Annotated in this window: 15 protein-coding genes; 8 read left to right on the top strand and 7 right to left on the bottom strand. The window is 74.2% G+C overall.

Going from position 1 to position 20,846, the window contains the following annotated elements; genetic code table 11:
* The first annotated feature begins 30 nt into the window (after positions 1–30).
* From ACFVSN_RS27760 to ACFVSN_RS27740, 5 genes are all read left to right on the top strand, one after another.
* The gene (locus ACFVSN_RS27760) at positions 31–819 is read left to right on the top strand and encodes an ABC transporter ATP-binding protein (protein WP_387956782.1); all 789 of its coding nucleotides are present in this window, start codon (positions 31–33) and stop codon (positions 817–819) included.
* A 16-nt stretch (positions 820–835) separates the two neighbouring features.
* Positions 836–3,406, top strand: a complete 2,571-nt coding sequence (locus ACFVSN_RS27755) for an ABC transporter permease (RefSeq protein WP_387956829.1) — start codon at positions 836–838, stop codon at positions 3,404–3,406.
* A gap of 125 nt (positions 3,407–3,531) precedes the next feature.
* A complete protein-coding gene (locus ACFVSN_RS27750; RefSeq protein ID WP_387956780.1) occupies positions 3,532–5,559 on the top strand; it encodes a hypothetical protein in 2,028 nt (675 codons plus the stop codon).
* Between the two features lie 18 nt (positions 5,560–5,577).
* Entirely contained in the window at positions 5,578–6,618 is a 1,041-nt protein-coding gene (locus ACFVSN_RS27745) for a glycosyltransferase family 2 protein (protein WP_359973141.1), read from the top strand.
* Positions 6,619–6,660: 42 nt separating this feature from the next.
* Positions 6,661–7,290, top strand: coding sequence for an acyltransferase (locus ACFVSN_RS27740; RefSeq protein ID WP_387602289.1), 630 nt, complete (start codon positions 6,661–6,663; stop codon positions 7,288–7,290).
* A gap of 5 nt (positions 7,291–7,295) precedes the next feature.
* Here ACFVSN_RS27740 and ACFVSN_RS27735 read toward each other — a convergent pair whose 3' ends face one another.
* From ACFVSN_RS27735 to ACFVSN_RS27720, 4 genes are all read right to left on the bottom strand, one after another.
* A complete protein-coding gene (locus tag ACFVSN_RS27735; protein WP_387602286.1) occupies positions 7,296–8,816 on the bottom strand; it encodes an LCP family protein in 1,521 nt (506 codons plus the stop codon).
* Positions 8,817–8,965: 149 nt separating this feature from the next.
* The gene (locus ACFVSN_RS27730; RefSeq protein WP_380442039.1) at positions 8,966–10,180 is read right to left on the bottom strand and encodes an LCP family protein; all 1,215 of its coding nucleotides are present in this window, start codon (positions 10,178–10,180) and stop codon (positions 8,966–8,968) included.
* Positions 10,181–10,216: 36 nt separating this feature from the next.
* The gene (locus ACFVSN_RS27725) at positions 10,217–11,008 is read right to left on the bottom strand and encodes a TIGR03089 family protein (RefSeq protein WP_380442037.1); all 792 of its coding nucleotides are present in this window, start codon (positions 11,006–11,008) and stop codon (positions 10,217–10,219) included.
* 123 nt (positions 11,009–11,131) lie between these two features.
* Positions 11,132–11,635 carry an SgcJ/EcaC family oxidoreductase gene (locus tag ACFVSN_RS27720; protein WP_380442035.1) on the bottom strand — a complete coding sequence of 168 codons (504 nt, stop codon included), beginning with the start codon at positions 11,633–11,635 and terminating at the stop codon, positions 11,132–11,134.
* A 6-nt stretch (positions 11,636–11,641) separates the two neighbouring features.
* On the opposite strand from ACFVSN_RS27720, the gene ACFVSN_RS27715 reads away from it, so the two are divergent.
* The gene (locus tag ACFVSN_RS27715) at positions 11,642–12,595 is read left to right on the top strand and encodes a DNA-3-methyladenine glycosylase family protein (RefSeq protein WP_380497269.1); all 954 of its coding nucleotides are present in this window, start codon (positions 11,642–11,644) and stop codon (positions 12,593–12,595) included.
* A 247-nt stretch (positions 12,596–12,842) separates the two neighbouring features.
* Here the strand turns inward: ACFVSN_RS27715 and ACFVSN_RS27710 are convergent, their stop codons facing one another.
* From ACFVSN_RS27710 to ACFVSN_RS27700, 3 genes are read right to left on the bottom strand one after another with little or no spacing between them, the layout of a single operon-like run.
* Entirely contained in the window at positions 12,843–14,135 is a 1,293-nt protein-coding gene (locus tag ACFVSN_RS27710; RefSeq protein WP_387956779.1) for a coenzyme F420-0:L-glutamate ligase, read from the bottom strand.
* Entirely contained in the window at positions 14,132–15,091 is a 960-nt protein-coding gene (gene cofD, locus ACFVSN_RS27705) for a 2-phospho-L-lactate transferase (RefSeq protein WP_380442029.1), read from the bottom strand. Before cofD ends, ACFVSN_RS27710 begins: the two co-directional genes overlap by 4 nt.
* A gap of 41 nt (positions 15,092–15,132) precedes the next feature.
* Positions 15,133–15,801 (bottom strand): cysteine dioxygenase, encoded by a 669-nt coding sequence (locus ACFVSN_RS27700; protein ID WP_380442027.1) that lies wholly within the window; start codon positions 15,799–15,801, stop codon positions 15,133–15,135.
* A gap of 621 nt (positions 15,802–16,422) precedes the next feature.
* Here ACFVSN_RS27700 and ACFVSN_RS27695 point away from each other — a divergent pair.
* Together ACFVSN_RS27695 and ACFVSN_RS27690 are read left to right on the top strand one after the other, a co-directional pair.
* Positions 16,423–16,695, top strand: a complete 273-nt coding sequence (locus ACFVSN_RS27695; RefSeq protein ID WP_030062195.1) for a WhiB family transcriptional regulator — start codon at positions 16,423–16,425, stop codon at positions 16,693–16,695.
* A 276-nt stretch (positions 16,696–16,971) separates the two neighbouring features.
* Positions 16,972–20,844 (top strand): glycosyltransferase, encoded by a 3,873-nt coding sequence (locus ACFVSN_RS27690; RefSeq protein WP_387956777.1) that lies wholly within the window; start codon positions 16,972–16,974, stop codon positions 20,842–20,844.
* Positions 20,845–20,846: the final 2 nt, after the last annotated feature.

Here is a 20,846-nt window from a genome sequence, read left to right as displayed (position 1 = left end):
AACGGGTGGGCCATTCCTTAGGAGACTCCAGTGACGACGGCAGCAGCAGCCGTGTTCGACCACCAGCTTCCCGGCGGCGAGTCCGCCGTCGCCGCCTCGGCCCGCCAGGTCACCAAGGCGTACGGCGCGGGCGAGACCAAGGTCACCGCGCTGGACGCGGTCGACGTCGACATCCAGCGCGGTCGCTTCACCGCGATCATGGGCCCCTCCGGTTCCGGCAAGTCGACCCTCATGCACTGCCTGGCCGGCCTCGACACGGTCAGCGGCGGGCGGATCTGGATCGGCGGCACCGAGATCACCGGCCTCAAGGACAAGCAGCTGACCAGGCTGCGCCGGGACAAGATCGGCTTCATCTTCCAGGCGTTCAACCTGCTGCCCACGCTGAACGCGCTGGAGAACATCACGCTCCCGATGGACATCGCCGGCCGCAGGGTCGACGAGGCCTGGCTGGCCCAGGTGGTGGAGACCGTCGGCCTGGCCGGCCGGCTCAAGCACCGCCCGACCCAGCTCTCCGGCGGCCAGCAGCAGCGCGTCGCGGTGGCGAGAGCCCTGGCCGCCCGCCCCGAGATCATCTTCGGCGACGAGCCCACCGGCAACCTCGACTCCCGGGCCGGCGCCGAGGTGCTGACCTTCCTGCGCCGCTCGGTGGACGAACTCGGCCAGACCATCGTCATGGTGACCCACGACCCGGTCGCCGCCGGGTACGCGGACCGCGTGCTCTTCCTCGCCGACGGCGTGATCGTCGACGAGATGCACTCCCCGACCGCCGACTCCGTCCTGGAGCGCATGCGCCGCTTCGACGGCAAGCGCACGAGCTGAGCGGGCGGGACGACGCATCATGATCCTCAAGACGTCACTGCGGAGCTTCTTCGCCCACAAGGGCCGGATGGCGCTCTCCCTGATGGCCGTCGTGCTGTCGGTCGCCTTCGTCTCCGGAACCCTGGTCTTCTCCAACACCGCGACCAGCACCTTCGACAAGCTCTTCGCCGCGACCGCCTCGGACGTCTCCGTCCAGCCGCCGAAGCCGGCCGAGGACGACCAGCAGCAGCCCGGCGACAAGCCGCGGGTGCTCCCGGTCGCGCTCGCCCAGCAGGTCGCCGCGGTGCCCGGCGTGAAGACGGCCGTCGGCCAGGTCATGGTCGGCGACGCGATCCTGGTCGACCCGGCCACCAACAAGCTGATCGGCCCGACCAGCGGCGCCCCGACCCTGGTCGGCAACTGGGCGGACACGCCGCGCAACCCGGTGCGCATCACCTCCGGCCACGTGCCGCAGAACGCGGGCGAGCTGGTGCTCGACGCCGACACCGCGAAGAAGGCCAAGCTCGGCCTCGGTGGCAAGGTGCGGGTCGACAACGCGAGCGGCAAGCACGAGTTCACCATCGCGGGCATCGCGACCTTCACCACCACCAACCCGGGTGCGGCGCTCGCCTTCCTGGACACCCCGACCGCGCAGCAGGTGCTGCTCGGCGAGGCGGCCTACACCTCCGTCGAGGCCTTCGGCGACGGCAGCCGCAGCGACGCGCAGCTCAAGACCGACACCCTCGCCAAGCTGGGCGGCGGCTACCAGGTCAAGACCGCGGCCGAGCAGAAGGACGAGAACAACAAGAGCATCGGCAGCGGCCTCGACTTCATGAAGTACGCGATGCTCGGCTTCGCCGGCGTCTCGCTGCTCGTCGGCGGCTTCCTGATCATCAACACCTTCTCGATGCTGGTCGCCCAGCGCACCCGGGAGATCGGCCTGCTGCGCGCCATCGGCGGCAGCCGCCGCCAGGTCAACGGCTCGGTGCTGGCCGAGGCGCTGATCCTGGGCGTGCTCGGCTCGACCCTCGGCATCGGGGCCGGCCTCGGCATCGCGGTCGGCCTGATCCAGCTGATGAACGCGATCGGCATGGACCTCAAGGCGAGCGACCTGCAGATCGGCCCGGACGTCTTCGTCGCCGGGTACGCGGTCGGCATCCTGATCACCGTCGTCGCGGCCTGGATCCCGGCCCGCCGGGCCGGCCGGATCGCGCCGATGGCCGCCCTGCGCGACCACGGCACCCCGGCCGAGGCGCGGGCCAACGCGGTCCGTACGGTCCTCGGCCTCGTCCTCACCCTGGGCGGCGGCGGTCTGCTGGTGCTCGCCGCGAAGGCGGAGAAGGCGGCGACCGGCGGGCAGTACCTGGGCCTCGGCGTGCTGCTGACCCTGATCGGCTTCGTGGTGCTCGGCCCGCTGCTGGCCACCGCCGTCATCAGGGTGCTGGGCGCCCTCCTGCCGGCCCTGTTCGGCCCGTCCGGCAAGCTCGCCCAGCGCAACGCGACACGCAACCCGCGCCGCACCGGCGCCACCGCCGCCGCGCTGATGATCGGCCTGGCGCTGGTGATCGGCTCCTCGGTGTTCAGCGCCTCGGCGGTCACCTCGGCCAGCGCGCAGATAGACCGCTCGGTGGGCGTGGACTACATCGTCCGCGGCGGCGGTGCGCCGATCACCGCCGAGATGACGGACGCGGTCCGCAGGACCCCGGGCATCGACCACGTCACCACCGAGAAGGACTTCGACGCGAAGGTCCAGCTCGCCGACGGCCGGAGCAAGAAGGCCGGGATCGCCGCCGTGCCGCCGAGCTTCTTCGGCACGGACTTCCACCTCCCGGTCGCGTCCGGCACGGCCGACTCGATCGCCCGCGGCTCGCTGGGCATCGGCGAGAACTTCGCGAAGGACAACGGCCTCAAGGTCGGCGACACCGTCACTGTGACCTACGGCAAGGGGCACACCCAGCAGCTGACGGTCGGCGTGGTGTTCGGCAAGAAGTCGCTCTACGGCGACGCCTCCTTCGTCGACACCGCCACCATGGCCAAGGTGGTCCCGGCCGCCGACCAGCCCGTCGACCGGGTCTTCTATGCCAAGGCGGCCTCCGGCGCCGACGTCGCCAAGACGCTGACCGCCCTGCAGGACGCGCTCAAGGAGTACCCGCAGCTGACCGTCAAGGACCAGGCCGGCTACAAGGAGCTCGTCCAGTCCCAGGTCAACACCCTGCTCTACCTGATCTACGGGCTGGTCGGCCTCTCGATCACGGTCGCCGTGCTCGGCGTCGTCAACACCCTGGCGCTGTCGGTGGTCGAGCGGACCCGTGAGATCGGCCTGCTGCGGGCGATCGGGCTCTCCCGCCGCCAGCTGCGCCGGATGATCCGGCTGGAGTCCGTGGTGATCGCGGTCTTCGGCGCGGTCCTCGGTACGGTGCTCGGCCTCGCCTGGGGCGTCACCGCCCAGCAGGTGCTGCGCGACCAGGGTCTGGACACGCTCTCCGTCCCGACCACCACGATCGCCGTGACGCTGGTCTCCTCCGTGGTGATCGGCCTGTTCGCGGCCCTCTTCCCGGCCTTCCGGGCCGGGCGCATGAACGTCCTCGCGGCCATCGCGACGGACTGACCCGGCGGCGGGGGACGCCGGGAAAATCGGGGGAGCACGGGGGAACGGGGGCGCAGGGGCCGGGTGCGAACGAGCACCCGGCCCCTGCGGCGTCCCCGCACCCACCGGGCTGGGATGATCGTCCGATGGTCGCCCCGGACGCCCCGCCCCTGCCCAGCGCCGCGCCCCTCACCACGGCCGCCGCCGACCGCTGGCGCGCCGCCCACCGCTTCCGGCGGCTCGACAGCCGCTGGCTCGCCCTGGTCCCGATCGCCTTCGTGGCCTTCGCCACCGCCGTCGAGCCGACCGGCACGCACTGCAACGCCGCCGGCATCTGCGCCGACACCTGGGGCGACGAGATCGCCGCCTGGTCGGTGATCGCCGAGACGATCCTGCTGCTCGCCCGGGTCCGCGCCCGGGCGCTGGTGCCGCCGGCCGTCCTCGCGGTGCTCTGGTACGTCCCGGACGGCCTGGTCACCACCGCCGGCCGTTGGACGGCGGTCCTGGTGCACGTCCTGCTGTCCCTCGTGCTGATCGGCGCCGAACTCGGCCGCCGCCGCGCCCGCCAGGACCTCGACGAGCTGATGGCCCCGCCCGTCCCGTACCCGTGGACCGCCGCGGGCGCTCCGTCGCCCGTCACCCCCGGCCGCCCGCCCGTGGTGCGCCGCGCGCTCGGCGCCGTGCTGCTGGCCGTCGCGCTGGTGATCCCGCTGTACGGGCTCTGGGCGGAGGCCGGGGAGGCCGACCACCGCGGCCGGGCGACGGCGGTCACCGGCACGGCCGGCGCCACCGACGAGGACGGCGTGCTGACCGTCCGCTACCGCCCGCCCGGCGGCGGTCCCGAACGCACCGTCGGGCTCGACCTCACCTTCGCCCGGCCGCCGCAGCCCGGCGACGCGGTGCCGCTGCTCGTGGACGGCGACTGGGCCCGCGCCGCCGGCGTCGAGTACAGCCCGGTGGAGGACGTCTTCGGCGCCGGCCTCGTCGCGCTGACCGGCCTGCTGGTGCTCGCCTCCGCCGCCGGGGCCGAGGCCCGGCGCCGGCGGCCCGCCTTCGCGGGCTCCGCCCCCGCGCTCGCTGTCCGGGTCCGGGCCGACAGCGGGGGCGACCTGCTCGTGGAGCCGCTGGACGGCCCGCCGGGCGGGCCCGCGCTGTGGCGGCTGGTCGAGGACGAGGGCTACCGGTGGGCCCGGTACGGCGCCGGGGACGGCACCGGCCCCGGGTGGGTGCCGCAGCGCGAGCAGACCCCGGACATGGAGGGCGACTTCCTCTACCCCGACTACGCGCTCGACATCCACGACGAAGAAGAAGACGGGGACGAGGAAGACCACCACGACCACCACGACCACGACCCCGGGATCCCCCTCCCGCCCACCGAAGCCGCCGCCCGCCTCGCGCGCGCCGAGCTGAGCGTCGACGCCGTGCTCTACCAGGGCCCCGACGGCCCGGAACGCCAACTCCTCGTCCGCCCCGGCCTGCTGGAGCACGAGCCGCACTGGCTCGCCGCCGTCGTCGCCCCCGCCCCGAGGGACCCCCGGCTCGGCCGGGACCGCCAGCGCTACCGGAACCCGGACCTGACGGTCTCCGCGCTGACCGCCGAGACGGTCGCCGCCGCCCCCGAACCCGGCCCCGGCACCGAGCCGATGACCGCCCGCCGCTGGGAGATGCCGTTCGTCCTGCGCGCCGCGGCCGGCCCGGCCGCCGCCGTCCTGCTCGCCGCGCTCGTCGTGCTCCTCGACGCCGACGGCTGGTGGAACGGCCTGGTCCGCCCGCTCTGGACGGGCTGCGTCGGGATCCTCTTCTGCGCCCGCCCGCTGTCCTGGCAGATGGTCGTCGACCGGGACGGCCTGCGGGTCGCCACCACGCTGCGCAGCCGCGTCTTCCGGTGGCAGGAGATCAACGCCGCCGCCGTGCACCGCAACGCCCTCACCGTCCAGCTGCGCTCAGGCCAGGACGTCACCGTGGCGAGCCGCCCGGCGGCCTGGCTGGCCGGCCACTTCGGCGACCGCTGCGACCCGCGGGAACTGGCCAGGACCGTCGCCACCGCCGCCCACCGGCCCGACCTGCGGCCGTCCGTCCGGCTGCCGGACCGGCTCGGCAGTCCGCAGCACGTCCTCAACCGGATCGCGCTGCTCGGCTTCGCCGCCTTCACGGTCGTCCACTACCTCCGCTGACCGGTACGGTTGGCGGCGATGAACACCAAGGCTGCTGAGGAGCTGCCGGCGGTCTCCGTGATCATGCCGGTGCTCAACGAGGAACGTCACCTGCGCACGGCCGTCCGGCACATCCTGGAGCAGGAGTACGCCGGCCCGATGGAGGTGGTGATCGCCCTCGGTCCGTCCACCGACCGCACCGCCGAGATCGCCGCCGAGCTCACCGCCGAGGACCCCCGGGTCCGGACCGTGGAGAACCCCACCGGCCGCACGCCGGCCGGTCTCAACGCGGCGATCCGCGGCTCGCGCCACCCGATAGTGGTGCGCGTGGACGGCCACGGCCTGCTGACCCCCGGCTACGTCGCCACCGCCGTCCGCCTGCTGGACGAGATGGAGGCGGCCAACGTCGGCGGCATCATGCACGCCGAGGGCGAGACGGAGTGGGAGAACGCGGTCGCCGCCGCGATGACCTCCAAGATCGGCGTCGGCAACGCCGCCTTCCACACCGGCGGCCTGGCCGGCCCCGCGGACACCGTCTACCTGGGCGTGTTCCGGCGCGAGGTGCTGGAGAAGCTGGGCGGCTACAACGAGGAGTTCATCCGCGCCCAGGACTGGGAGCTGAACTACCGCATCCGCCAGGACGGCGGGCTGATCTGGTTCACCCCGCAGCTCAAGGTCACCTACCGCCCCCGGCCGTCGGTCCGCGCCCTCGCCAAGCAGTACAAGGACTACGGCCGCTGGCGGCGCGTGGTCACCCGCTACCACCGCGGCTCGGTCAACCTGCGCTACCTGGCCCCGCCGGCCGCGTTCCTCGGCGTCACGCTCGGCCTGGTGCTCGGTGCCGCCGTCCACCCGGTCTTCCTCGCGGCGCCCGGCGCGTACCTGCTCGGGATCCTCGGCGGCTCGGTGGTCGAGGGCCGCGGCCTGTCCGCCAAGGCGAAGGCGCTGCTCCCGGTGGCCCTCGCGACCATGCACCTCAGCTGGGGCTTCGGCTTCCTCACGTCGCCGCGCTCGCTGGCCCGCAAGGTCATCGGCAGCACCGCGCCCACCCCGGACAACGTCCTCGCCGACGCGCGCTGATCCGCCCGCGCGACCCCGCCCACGGCACTAGGGTCGTTCCCCATGGGGACGGTTGAGGGCGGGTCCGCGGCCGGCCCGCGCATCGCGCCGAGCGCGGACGTGGACGAGCGGGCCGCCATCGGCCCCGGGACGACGGTCTGGGACCTCGCCCAGGTGCGCGAGCACGCGGTGCTCGGCGCCGAGTGCATCATCGGCCGGGGCGCCTACATCGGCCCCGGCGTCCGCATCGGCGACCGGGTCAAGGTGCAGAACCACGCGCTGGTGTACGAGCCGGCCGTGATCGAGGACGGGGTGTTCATCGGCCCGGCCGTCGTCCTCACCAACGACCGCTACCCGCGCGCGATCGAGCCGGAAGGCCGGCTGAAGCGTCGATCCGACTGGCGCGCCGAGGGGGTGACGCTCCGTCAGGGCTGCTCGATCGGCGCCCGGGCCGTCCTGGTCGCCGGGGTGACGGTCGGCCGCTGGGCGCTGGTCGCGGCGGGCGCCGTGGTCCACCGCGACGTCCCGGACCACGCGCTGGTCGCCGGCGTCCCCGCCCGCCGGATCAAGTGGGTCGGCCGCACCGGCGAACCCCTTCGTTCCGCCGGCGGGGGGCACTGGCACTGCCTCCGCACCGGCGACCGCTTCGTGGCGGCGGACGGCATCCTCACCCGCCTCCAGCAGCCCTCGTAGGAAAGCTACTTCGCGCACACGTCGGTGTCGTCGGCCTGCACCCGCTGGAGGTCGGCCGGGGCCTCCGCCGGCGCCGCGGACGGTGCGGCGGGCGCCGCGAGGGCGTCCTTGCCGAGCACCAGCACCAGCGGCCCCTTCGCGGCGGCCTTCGGATCCGGCCGAGCGGCGTCGCCGGGCAGTCCGAGGGCGGCGGCCAGTGCGGTCGCCGCCTCCTCCTGCCCGGCCGGGTACGCAATCGAACTGGTCGCCGCCGCAGGCGCGTTGGGGCCCGTCGCGGCCTTGGTGAAGCCCTTGGCCCTGAGTCTGTCCACGGTCGCGCCCGACTGTCCCTGTGCCCCGCTGCCGTTGCGGACGGTCACCTGGACGTCCTTCGGGTCCACCGCCGGCGCCGCGGGCGTGCCCGGCGCGGCCGTGGTCTCCGGTGCGGCGGGGGCGGCGGTGGCGCCCTGCGAGGTCTCGGTCAACGAGCGGTCGGCCGCGATCATCGAGAACAGCCGGCCGGCGTCCGGCTGTTTGAGGATCACCCGGTTCTCGTCCTTCGGGTCGTCGAGCACCGGCACGGTGGCGAAGGTGATGTTCTTGGTGTCCACCGCGCTGATGTCCAGCGCCAGGTCCTTGAGCTTGTCGACGCTGCCGATGCCGGAGTCGACGGTGAGCGCCTTGGTGGCGGCGTCCGCGAGCTTGTAGAGCTTGGCCGGGCTGGTCAGGGTGTCGTCGCCCTTGACCTTGCGGATCATCGAGCTGATGAACTGCTGCTGGAGCGGGATCCGGCTGAGGTCGCCGCCCGTCCCGACCACGTGCCGGGTGCGCACGAACGCGAGCGCGTCGTCGCCCTGGACGACGTGCCGGCCCTTGGTCATCCTCAGGTGCGACTTCGGGTCGTTGATGTCCTTCGCGGCGCACACCTCGACCCCGCCGACTGCGGTGGACAGCGTCTTCACCGCCTCGAAGTTCACCTGGACGAAGTGGTCGACCCGGATCCCGGTGACCTTCTCGACGGTCTTCCAGGAACAGCCCGGGTCCCGGCCCGCCTGCCCCAGGCTGTTGTTGAACATGTCCCGCGCGGAGCCGGGTATCGACTTGCCGTCCGGCGCCCGGCATTCCGGGATCGGCACCATCAGGTCGCGCGGGATGCTGATCACCGTCGCGTTGGAGCGGTCCTTGGCGACGTGGAAGAGCAGCGTGGTGTCGGCGTGCCCGGAGCTGCCCGCGTCGCCGTAGTCGCTCCCGAGGCCCTCGCGGCTGTCGGTGCCGAGCACCAGGATGTTCAGCGCGTCCCCGGCCGCCCTGGGCCGCTCGGCCTCGTCGCCCAGCTGGACCTTGACCGAGGTCAGGTTGTTGTTGAAGTGCTCGTACAGGTAGTACGCCCCGCCGCAGCCGGCGGCCATGACCAGTGCGCCCGTCCCGGCCGTCCACTTGAGCGTCCGGCGCCGGCGCCGCGTGCGCCTGGCGGCGGCCGCCCGCCGCTGCGCCGTCCGGTGGCCCTGCCCGCTGTACTCACCGGTTTTCGGTTTGTCCTTCTGCACGGGATTCCCTACGTCCGGCCGGTCACGGTGGTGCGGCACACCGGGGCGATGGGCCGATCCGGACACAGTAGACGAGCCGAACAGGGGAATTGTTCCGGGTATGATGTCCGTCACACGTAGGTAATCGGAGCGTAAAGTCCGGAGGGTGGTCAGTGCTGCGCGCAGGCGTCCACGTCGGCCGTGCGCCCCTCGAAGACGGGCGAGGCGCCGGCCGTCGGCGAGGCCGAGGGCCCGGCCGCGGCGGCCCCGTCCGACGCGGGGGAGGCGCCGGCCGTGGGCGTGGGCTCCGAGCCGGGCGGCCGGACGGTGATCCGCCGGTCGTCGCGCAGCGCGGCGAACAGCTGGCCGGTCTGCGGCTCCACGAACTCGTCCCGGTCCGAGTCGTAGCGGTACGGGCGGCGCGGCGCGGTCAGGAACACCACGTCCGCCGAGGGGATGCCGCGCAGGTCCTGGGTGAGGTCGTAGAGCGCGCCGAGCGAGGACAGCCCGCCGTCCGCCTTGACGGAGGAGGTGGCCGCGTCCAGCACCGGCCACAGCCTCGCCGGGTTCAGCAGGACGCCCTGCGACTGCACCTTGCGGATCAGCGAGGCCAGGAACTGCTGCTGACGGCCCATCCGCTGGGTGTCGCTGCCGTCGCCGAGGCTCTCCCGGGCGCGGACGTAGCCGAGCGCCTGCTCGCCCTGGAGGGTCTGGCGCCCGGCCGGCAGGTCGAGCTTGGCGTCCTTGTCGTGGATCGCCTGCGGGACGCACACCTCGACGCCGCCGACCGCGTCCACCATCGACTTGAAGCCGCTGAAGTCGAGGATCACGTAGTGGTCGATCCGGATGCCGCTGAGCTGCTCGACGGTGCGGATCGAACAGGCCGGACCGCCGAGTTCGAACGCCCAGTTGAACTGCATGAGCGCGGGCTTGCTCCGGGTGCCGTCCGGCTTCTCGCACGCGGGCACGGTGACCATGACGTCGCGCGGTACGGAGACGGCCGTCGCGTGCTTCCGGTCCGCGGCCAGGTGCAGCAGGATCGTGGTGTCCGAGCGCTGGGTGCCGGCCTCGCCGCCGTAGGCGCCGTTCGCGCCGGAGCGGTCGTCGCTGCCGATGAGCAGGATGTTCTCGGCGCCCTTGGCCCCGGCGGTCCGGCTCGGCCGCTCCGCCTCCAGCCTGGCGAGCAGCTTGTCGGTGGCCGTGTCCGTGCGGATGTTCCCGTCGAGCTTGCGGTAGGCGATCCAGAGCAGCACGCCGGTGGCCACGAGCAGGAACGCGACGACGCCGGCGGTGATCATCAGCCACCGCCGGCGCCGACGGGGGCGTCCGGGCGCGTCCGGGGGAGTGTCGGTCGGGGTGTGCGCGGTGTCGTCGTCCTCGGCCATGGCAGGGATCCCTACCCGCCGGGCCGGCGGCGGGGGTTACCCGAGGCGCAGTGTCACCCGTTCGGAGTCGGCCCGCTTCTCCCACTGCTCGGCCGTCAGGCCCTGGGAGTTGCGGCACAGCACCACCGAGGCGCCGGCCGCCAGCGGCGCCAGCAGGCCGGCCTCCAGGCCCGTCCAGTCGTCGTACGACAGCGTGGACATCACGCGGTCGCCCGGGTTCAGCCCGAGCCGGACGGCGCCCTCGCGGGCCAGGGCGACGGTCTGCTCACCGGTCAGCTTCAGCGGCAGGCCGTCCACGCCGGTCTCCAGGGCGGGCGCGTCCGGGGTCACCGGCGAGTACGGCGCGAAGCGGTCGCCCTGGCCGGGCACCTCGGCGGCGTAGTCGAGGAAGCCGTCCGGGCGCTGCGGGAACCGGCCGCCCAGCGGGCGCAGGGCCAGCGCGACCCGCTCGCCCTCGCAGGCGTGGGCGGACTCCAGGCCGTCCGGGCCGCTGACCACCAGATCGGCGGCGGCCGGCTCGCCGCCCGGCACCGCCGTCACCCCGACCGACCAGCAGGCCAGCAGCCAGACGGCGCTCTGCCAGTGGGCGGGCAGGAGGAGGGCGGCGCGGTCGCCGGGACCGGCGTTGAGCTCGTCCTGGAGCAGGTTGGCCGTCTTGGCCACCCAGTTGTCGAACGTCCGGGCGGACAGCTCCACCCGTTCGCCGGTGGCGTCGTCGTAGAAGGTGACCAGCGGGGCCGCGGGATCGACCGAAGGGGTGCCACCTCGCAGGTATGCGTGCAGCAGCTCGACGGGGGTGCGGGCATCGGCAGCGAAAGGCGCAGTCATGGTGCGCCCCAGCCTACGGCCTCCGGGTGTGACCCCGGGAGGGGCGCCGGACCCGGCGCCGGGCGGCGTGGCGGACACCCGTGTTCGCGGCGACCATCCGGTTTGAGCGCCTCGCGCTCCCCGTCACGTCTTCAGCGTCCTCGCCCCCGCGTCGCCTCCCACCAGCCCCCGCAGCTCCTCCGTCAGAGCCGCCGCCAGGTCCGGCCGGAGGTCGTACCGGGCGGGTGTGGTCTGCAGGAGCGCGATCCGCCACCCCGCCCCCGCGTTCACGGCGATCACCGTCTGCACCGAGTTGAGCTCCGGCACCACGTCCGCCGCCCCCGCCGGTACGAGCCCCGCGACGGCGTCCAGTTGCGCCACGCCGGGCCCGAGCCCCCGGACGCGCCGTACGGCGGCCACGTACCGGGGAGTGACGTGGTCCGCGAAGATCCGCCCGAGTTCGGCCGCGATCGCCGACCGCCCGCGGTGGCGCGTGCCGTCGTGGCCGATCACCTCGCCGTCGGCGGCGAAGGGTCCGGCGAAGGCCGAGCCGTCCTGCCGGTTCCACCCGTCGAGGGCCCGGTCGTAGAGCGCTCGCACCGCGTTCTCGTCCGAGGGGGAGAGGTCCGGCAGCCGCGTATCGTTCATATCCCCATGGTCGGGGACGGCGGCGGAGGAGGCGACGCAGTGACGGGCGGCGAGTCGGTGCGGCTCTGGCGGCCGGGTTTCCCGCTGGACGTGGCCCGCACGCTGCTCCCGCTGCGCCGCGGCCCGGCCGACCCCTCGTACCGGACGACCGGTGACGGAGCGGTCTGGCGGGCGTCCCGGACCCCGGCCGGTGCCGGGACGCTGCGCGTGCTGTCCCGCCCGGGGGCCGGCGAGGTGGAGGCGCGGGCGTGGGGCCCGGGTGCCGGGTGGCTGCTGGACCGGCTGCCCGCGTTGCTCGGGGCCGAGGACGACCCGGAGGGCCTGGTGCTGCCGCCCGGTCCGCTGCGGGACGCCCAGCGCCGGACGGCGGGCGTGCGGCTGACCAGGACGGGCCTGGTGCTGGAGTCCCTCGTCCCGGCGATCCTGGAACAGAAGGTGACGACCGACGAGGCCTACCGCGCCTGGCGGACGCTGCTCCGGGACTTCGGCACCCCGGCGCCGGGCCCGGCGGAGGGCATGCGGGTGGCACTGTCGGCCCGCGAGTGGGCGCTCCTCCCGAGCTGGGAGTGGCACCGCGCGGGCGTGGACCCGAAGCGCTCGGCGACGGTCGTGCGGGCGGTCCGGCTGGCGCCCCGCCTGGAGGAGGCGTCCGCGATGGACCACGCCGAGGCCTTCGCCCGCCTGACCGCCGTGCCGGGCGTCGGGATCTGGACGGCCGCCGAGACCCTCCAGCGCAGCAACGGCGACGCGGACGCGGTCTCGGTCGGTGACTTCCACCTGCCGAACCTGGTCGGCTGGGCCCTGGCCGGCCGCCCACGCAGCGACGACGCCCGGATGCTCGCCCTCCTGGAGCCCTACCGCCCCCACCGTCACCGCGTCTGCCGCCTTCTGACGGCCACCGGCGCCCGCGCCCCCCGCTACGGCCCCCGCCTGACCCCCAACGACCACCGCGGCCGCTGACGGAGGCCGCCAATACGCCGATGCCATGGACGACGGCGTGGACGACCCGGCCGCGAGCACGGCCGAACTCCCCGGCAGGCCTGTTCGGTTCACCCTCGCCCGACGAGTCGGTGCGCCCCTTCCGGACGGATCCGATGGGCGACGAAGTCGACGGCATGCCGACGTCCGAGGGCGGTGACGGGTCGATCCCGGCCGATCTCGACCCGTCACATGGAGGGCTTCGGCAGGTGACCGGTGGTCGCCCTGACTACCGGACCGCGATGAAGGCGTCCGCGCCGCGTTCCGGGCGGTCGCGCGGTGCTTCGGCGGGGCGGCCGACGGCGACGGCGCCCATCGGGTCCCAGGTGTCCGGGAGGTCGAGGGCGGTGCGGACGGTGTCGCGGCAGAACATGGTGGACGAGACCCACGCGGAGCCGTAGCCCTCGCCGGTGAGGGCGATCAGCAGGTTCTGCACGGCGGCGCCGGCGGCGACGGTGAACATCTCCCGTTCGGCGGCGGCGCGCCGCGGGTCGGGGTAGTCGTGCGAGCCGTCCATGACCAGGCACGGCACGACGAGGTAGGGCGCGTTGCGCAGGACGTCGCCGCGCGCGGTGCGGCGGGCGATCTTCGCGTCGTCCCAGCCGTCGAGTTCGCGCAGGTCGCGCCGCCAGGCGTCGAGCATCGCGTCGAGCAGCCGGGTGCGGGTGTCCGCGGACTCCAGCAGGACGAACCGCCACGGCGTGGTGTGGTGCGGCGCCGGCGCGGTGACGGCGGCGGCGACGGCGCGGCGGACGGCGCCCGGGTCGACGGGCTCGTCGGTGAAGGCCCGCACGGTGCGCCGCAGGGTGACGGCGGCCCGCAGGGCCTCGGAGGTGCCGAGCCGGAACATGTCGTCGGCGGCGGGGCGCACCAGCGGCCGGGTGCCCTCGCCGTCCTCGGCGGTGACGAGGTGTCCGAGGCCGCGGACGACCGCGACCGGCACGCCGCCGGCCTTGCCCTTCACCAGGTCGCCGGCGGCGGCGAGTTCGTCGGCGGTGGCGGTGACGGTCAGGACGAGCTCGTTGCCGTGGCTGTCGGTGCGCCCGCGGTGGTCCTCCAGCACGGAAAGCCCGGCGGCGCCGATGGCGACGTCGGTGAGCCCGTTGCGCCAGGGCCGGCCGAAGGTGTCGGTGACGACCACGGCGAGCCGCTGCCCGGTGAGCCGCTGCAGCGCGGCGCGCAGCGCGCGGGCGGAGGCGTCGGGGTCCTCGGGCAGGAGGAGGACGGTGCCGGGGGCGGTGTTGGAGGCGTCGACTCCGGCGGCGGCCATGACGAAGCCGTTGCGGTTCTCGACGATCCGGGCGGGCCCGCGCCGGGCGACGACCCGGACGGTCTCGGCGTCGATCGCGGCCTCGCGGTCGGCGGCGTGCAGGAGCCGGCCCTCGGCCTTGCTGACGATCTTGGAGGTGACGAGCAGGATGTCGCCGTCCTCGTACGTCCCCGCCTTGGCGATCAGCGCGGCGAGGTCGGCCCCGGCCTCGATCTCGGGCAGTCCCCCGACCGGGAGGATCTCGACGGTCACGCCCGGACCTGCTCCGCGAGGGCCAGTGCGGCCCGCGCCATCTCGGCGGTGGCGTCGACGTCGGTCATCAGCAGCGGGACGGCCCGGCAGGCGATGCCGGCGGCCTCGACGGTGCTCACGGCGCCCTCGTCCGCGGTGTCGACCAGCCAGCCGTCCAACAGTTCCGAGCCGTAGTTCAGCGCGACGGCCTCCGCCGTGGCCTCGACGCCGACGGCGGCGAGCACCTTGTCGGCCATGCCCCGCACCGGCGCCCCGCCGATGATGGGCGAGAGCCCGACGACGGGGGCGGGTGCGGCGGCGACGGCCCCGCGGATGCCGGGCACGGCGAGGATGGTGCCGATCGACACGACCGGGTTGGACGGCGGGAAGAGGATGACGTCCGCCGCGGCGATCGCCTCCAGCACGCCGGGCGCGGGCTTGGCGGTGTCGGCGCCGATCGGGATGATCGCCTCGGCGTCGACGGCGGCGTGCAGCCTGACCCAGTACTCCTGGAAGTGGATGGCCCGGGTGCCCTGCTCGTCGGTGATCCGCACGTGGGTCTCGACCCGGTCGTCGCTCATCGGCAGCAGCCGCACACCGGGCTTCCAGCGCACGCACAGCGCCTCGGTGACCTGGCTGAGGCTGTACCCGGCGGTGAGCATCTGGCTGCGCACGAGGTGGGTGGCGAAGTCGCGGTCGCCGAGCCCGAACCACTCGGGGCCGACGCCGTACTCCTTCATCTCGGCCTTGATCGACCAGGTCTCGTCGGTCCGGCCCCAGCCCTGTTCCTCGTGGATGCCGCCGCCGAGGGTGTACATCACGGTGTCGAGGTCGGGGCAGACCTTCAGTCCGTAGAGGTGGATGTCGTCGCCGGTGTTGCCGATGACGGTGATCTCGTCCTGCGGGTCGACCGCCGCGAGGAGTCCGCGCAGGAAGCGCGCCCCGCCGATTCCGCCTGCCAGTGCCACGATGCGCATGGGCCCATCCTGCCACGGCCCGACTGCCCGTCAGTCCTCGGTCAAGACGTCCCGGCCTGCGCCGGCCGGCCGTGCGCGGAGCCCTGCGCCGCGCCCTGCTCGGCGGGCTGCTCGTGGTGCTGCTCGGGGACGGCGTTCGCTCCGCCGTACTGGTTCATCTCGGTGAGGCCCGGGCTGTAGAGGTGGATGGAGACGGCCGGCTCCAGCGCGCCGTTGACCACCTCGTGCAGGTAGCCGGAGGAGAAGACCCTCTGCCCGCCGGGGCGCAGGGCGCGGGCGCCCTCGCCGGCGTGCGTCAGGGAGCGCTCGACGAGCTCGCCCTGGACGACGGTCATGACGCCGGAGGACGCGCCGTGGTCGTGGAAGCCGCTGCTCTGCCCGGGCAGCCAGCTGAGCAGCCACACCTCGTAGCCGGGGCCGGTCTCCAGCCGGGCGTACCAGCGGGTGAGCGCGTCGTAGCGGACGAGGTGCTCCCAGCGGGTGCGGTCGGCGGCGATCTCGCGGACCAGCCGGGCGTAGCCGGCGACGGTGGTGGGGTGGGCGGGCAGGTCGGTGCGGGCGAGGTGCGGGAAGGCGAGCGGGTCCCCGGCGATGGAGACGTCGGAGAGGCCGTCGTCCCAGCGGGCGGCGGCGGGGCGGGCGGCCTGGAGCCCACGGCGGGCGAGCTTGTTGCGGTCGCGGTTCCGCTTGCGGATGCGGGTCATGCGCACGGCTGTCGTCCTCGGATCTGCGGCTGGTTCGTCAGGGATCAGCCGGATCCGGGATGTCCTGGGGCGGGAATCGCGGGCGGCCTCTGTGCTTCCTGGGGGCGGCGCGCGGTGGGACGCGGGCGCCTAGATACAGCAGGAACAGAGGCGACAACAAGAGTTCACGGCACGGCGGAGCGTGGAACCGCTCCGGGGGCTCATGGACTCTGACATAGGGGAAAGGAGACCGCATCCGCGGGGGTGGTGTCAAACCGGGAGATGCGGCATTCGGGTGGGTTCGGTCCGGAAGTACCGGATGGGGTGATTCATCACCGTCTATGTTTCGATGGGAAGATCGCCGGGAAGGCAGGGCGATGACCGGCCTGTGAGGGTGACCGGGCGTCACTCGGCGGATGGTTGCGGATGGTTCGAAGCTGTCCGGGGCATCTGGGCGAAAAGTCCGATGTGTCCAGATATGTACACTATTCGTAACGGCTTGGTGCCGGGGAGTGAATCCTGGCCCCAATACCAGAGCTCGGCTTGACTGAGCCAGAGTGACGCAACTGTAATTTCACTCGTGTCGTCGGCCGCACGAGGCAACGGCAACCACGGGGACGCCAAGTAGGGGCAGAGGAGGCGCGCCACATGAGCGAGCTCTTTGAGCTGTTGATCGGGGACGGCATCGCGGAGGACGAGGAGGAACTCGGCTGGCAGGAGCGCGCGTTGTGCGCCCAGACCGACCCCGAGTCCTTCTTCCCCGAGAAGGGCGGCTCCACTCGCGAGGCGAAGAAGGTCTGCCTCGCCTGCGAGGTCCGTTCCGAGTGCCTGGAGTACGCCCTCGCCAACGACGAGCGCTTCGGGATCTGGGGCGGCCTCTCCGAGCGCGAGCGCCGGCGGCTCAAGAAGAGCGCGGTCTGACGGAGGACCGGTCCGGCCCGCCGGGGCCGCGGTCCGGGCGGAGCGGTTTCGGGCCTCCGCCGATCCTCCGGTGACGGAGGACAACCACACAGCTGTACGGGCGCCTCACCGCGGTGGTGGGGCGCTTTCGCGTGCCGGGGCACGGTCGTGGGCCGTCCTTCACCGTCCCCGCACGGACACCGTGGACGGAGCCGCAACCCGGAGCCGTTAGTGTGGTGCGCCATCCGGTTGCCGTTCACCGGCTGTGTCCACCGAGAACTGGGGCCCGCGCACTCGATGACCGTCTACAGCCACCAGAGCGGCTTCACCGCTGCCAGGCCGCCCGCCTATCCGCGCCACCTGGTCACCGCCGTGATCGTCTCGCACGACGGCGCCCGCTGGCTGCCGCAGGCCCTGGCCGGCCTGCTCGGCCAGGACCGCCAGGTCCAGCGGGTGCTCGCGGTCGACACCGGATCCACCGACAACTCCCCGCAGCTGCTCGCCGACACCCTCGCCGACTGGCTGCCCGAGAGCGGGCCCCTGATCCTCGGCCGCCGGGCCGGGTTCGGCACCGCCGTCGCCGAGGCCGTCTTCAACAGCCCGCCGCTGCGCCCGGAGGACCTCCCGTACCGGCTCGACCCCTCCGGCTACGACCCGGTCACCGGCGGCTGGGACGACTTCGGCGACCCGCTCGCCCAGGAGGACGACCTCGTCCGCGGCGGCCCGCGCGAGACCCAGCCGGTCGAGTGGCTGTGGCTGCTGCACGACGACTGCGAGCCGCAGACCGACGCCCTGCGCCGCCTGCTCCAGGTCGCCGACTCCACCCCGAGCGCCGCCGTCGTCGGCCCCAAGCTGCGCAGCTGGTACGACCGCCGCCAACTGCTGGAGGTCGGCGTCACGATCGCCCGCTCCGGCCGCCGCTGGACCGGCCTCGACCGCCGCGAGCAGGACCAGGGCCAGCACGACCAGGTCCGCCCGGTGCTCGCCGTCTCCTCGGCCGGCATGCTGGTGCGCCGGGACGTCTTCGAGGAGCTCGGCGGCTTCGACAAGGCGCTGCCGCTGATGCGCGACGACGCCGACTTCTGCTGGCGGGTCAACGCCGCCGGCCACCGCGTGGTGGTCGCCCCCGACGCCGTGCTGCGGCACGCCGAGGCGGCCAGCCGCGAGCGCCGCGCCATCGACTGCGGCGCCTCCCACCCGCACCGGGTGGACAAGGCCGGAGCCGTCTACACCCTGCTCGCCAACTGCAAGGGCGCGCTCTTCCCCTACGTCCTGCTGCGGCTGGTGCTCGGCACGCTGGTGCGGGCCGTCACCAACCTGCTGGGCAAGGACCCGCGCCAGGCCTTCGACGAGCTCGCCGGGCTCGGGCACGAACTCGTCCGGCTGCCGCGGCTGTTGGCCGCGCGCAAGCGCCGGGCCCGGACCAGGGCCGCCGACGCCCTGGACGACCGCACGCTGTTCCCGGCGCCCGGCGCGACCACCCGGCTCGCCGTCGAGGGCGTCATCAGCTCGCTCGGGATAGGGGGAGCGGACGACAACGTCGGCCGGCACGGCTCGGTGGAGGCCGGCGGCGACGACGACGCCGAGGACCTCGTCGTCGAGCAGTTCGCGCTGATCAAGAAGCTCGCCCGGCGCCCCGCGCCCGTCCTGTTCGCGGCCCTGCTGGTGTTCGCCCTCGTCGCCTGCCGCGGTCTGTTCGGCAGCGGCGTGCTGTTCGGCGGCGCCCTGCTGCCGGCCGCCGACGGCGCCGGCGGCCTCTGGTCGATGTACGCCGACGCCTGGCACCCGATCGGCACCGGCTCCACGGCCGCCGCACCGCCGTACCTCGGCGTGCTCGCCGTCCTGTCCTGGATCTTCTTCGGCCACGCCGACCTCGCGATCACCCTGCTGCTCTTCCTGACGGTGCCGCTCGCCGCGGTCAGCGCCTACCTGGTCTCGCGTCCGCTGCTGGACTCCAAGCTGGTCCGCGCCTGGGCCAGCGCCGCCTACGCGCTGCTGCCCGCCGCGACCGGCGCGCTCGCGCAGGGCCGCCTCGGCACCGCCGTCCTCGCCGTCCTGCTGCCGCCGCTGGCCCGTGCCGCGGCGATCACCGCCGGCCTCGGCATCCGCGAGGAGAGCGCTGCCAAGGGCGCCCGCCCCGGCTGGCGGCCGGTCTGGATGACCGTCCTGCTGCTCACCCTGGCCACCGCCTTCGTGCCGCTGACCTGGGCGCTCGCGGTTCCGCTCTGCCTGGCCACGCTGGGGGTCGCGGTCGTCCGCGGCGGTGCCTTCGGCTCCGGCGGCGCCGCGCTGCGGCTGCTCGGGCTGCGCGTCGTCGTGGTGCTCGCGCTGCCGGTGGCGGTGCTCGCGCCGTGGTCGCTGACGGTGCTGTCGCACCCGCAGTCGCTGCTGATGGAGGCGGGCCTGCCGGGCCTGCACGGCAGTGGCGCCGGCGCCGTCGGCCTGGTGCTCGTCAACCCGGGCGGCGCCGGGGTGCCCCCGGTGTGGCTGTCGGCCGGTGTCGTGCTCGCCGCGCTCGCGGCGCTGCTGCGCGCCGACCGCCGTCGCGCGGTGCTCGCCGCGTGGGGCGCGGCCGGTGCGGGCATGGTCTTCGCCGTCGCCGTGGCGGGCACCTCCGTGACCCCCGCCTCGGGCGGTCCGGCCGTGCCCGCCTGGGCCGGTCCGGCGACCCTGGTCGCCGGGATCGCCCTGCTGGCCGCCGCCGCGATCGGCGCCGACGGCGCCAACGCCCGCGTGGCCGGCATCGCCTTCGGCTGGCGCCAGCCGGTCGCCGCCCTCGTGGTGGCCGCGGCCGCGCTGGCCCCGCTGGGCACCGGCCTCTGGTGGGCGGTGACCGGCGCGGACGGTCCGCTGCACCGCGCCGATGCCAGCCAGGTGCCCGCGTTCGTCGCGGAGGAGGCCGGCACCACCGACCGCGCCCGCACGCTCGTCGTGACGGGGGAGAAGAGCGGTGGAGCCGTCCGCTACACCCTGGTCCGCGGCGCCGGCCTGACGCTCGGCCAGTCCGAGTCCACCGTCGACCCGGCGACCGGCACCCAGGACGGCCTGAACAAGGTGGTCGGCAGCCTGCTGGCCGGCTCCGGCGCGGACCAGGCCGGCGCCCTGTCGGGCTACGGCATCGCGTACGTGGTGGTCGAGCGGCCGGTGATCGACGTGTTCAAGGACGTCCTGGACGCCACCCCCGGTCTGGTCAAGGCCAACCAGGACGGTGCCGCCGCGCTCTGGCAGGTCAACGGCGCCGCGGCGGTCCGCGCGGTGATCACCGCCCCCGGCGCGGCCCCCGTGGTCGTCCCGTCCGGCGTCCGCGACATCGCCACGACCGTCGCGGCCGGCCCGGACGGCCGGGTGCTGCGGCTCGCCGAGAGCGCGTCCCCCGAGTGGAAGGCCACCCTGGACGGCACCGCGCTGGAGCCGACCACGGTCGACGGCTGGGCGCAGGGCTTCAAGCTCCCGGCGGGCGGCGGCAAGCTGTCCGTCACCCGCGAGGCCGGCCTGCTGCACACCGGTTGGATCTGGGCGCAGGTGCTGATCGGGCTGACCATCCTGGTCCTCGCCCTGCCCGGCCGCCGTAGCCACAAGGACGACGACCTGCCCGAGGACGTGGTGGCCGCCGCCGCGCTGGCCGCCGCCGCCCAGGCGCAGGCCCCGGCCCCCGGCAGCCGCCGGGCCCGCCGGATGGCCGAGCGCGGCGAGGGCGCCGAGCCGGGCACCGAGGAGAGCGGGGTGTACGAGGGCGCAGTGCCGCCGCAGCCCGCCGCCGATCCGATGACGGAGGCCGTCCAGGCGGCCGCGGCCGCCCAGGACACCGAGCCGTACACGGACCCGTACCAGACGTACCAGCAGGCCGACCCGTACAGCTACGACCCGTACGCCGCGCAGCAGCCGGCGGCCGCGCCGTACGGCGGCCAGGCCCACGCCCAGCAGGGCTACGAGCAGCAGCAGGCCCACTCCCATCAGGACTTCCAGCAGGCCTACCCCCAAGAGGGTTACGAGCAGCAGCAGGGCTACGAGCAGCCGTACCAGGACCAGCAGTACGGCTACGACCCCTACCAGCAGACGGAGCACCAGCAGCCCTGGGTGCCGGGGCAGCCGCAGGCCGAGCCCTACTACGACCCGAACGACCCCAACGGGACTGGCCGGTACCCGCACCACCACGGATCGGGGAGCTGACC

It is taken from the genome of Kitasatospora sp. NPDC057904 (assembly GCF_042887925.1).
In the GTDB taxonomy this organism is placed as follows: Bacteria; Actinomycetota; Actinomycetes; order Streptomycetales; family Streptomycetaceae; genus Kitasatospora.
This window is presented reverse-complemented; position numbering and strand designations above follow the sequence as displayed.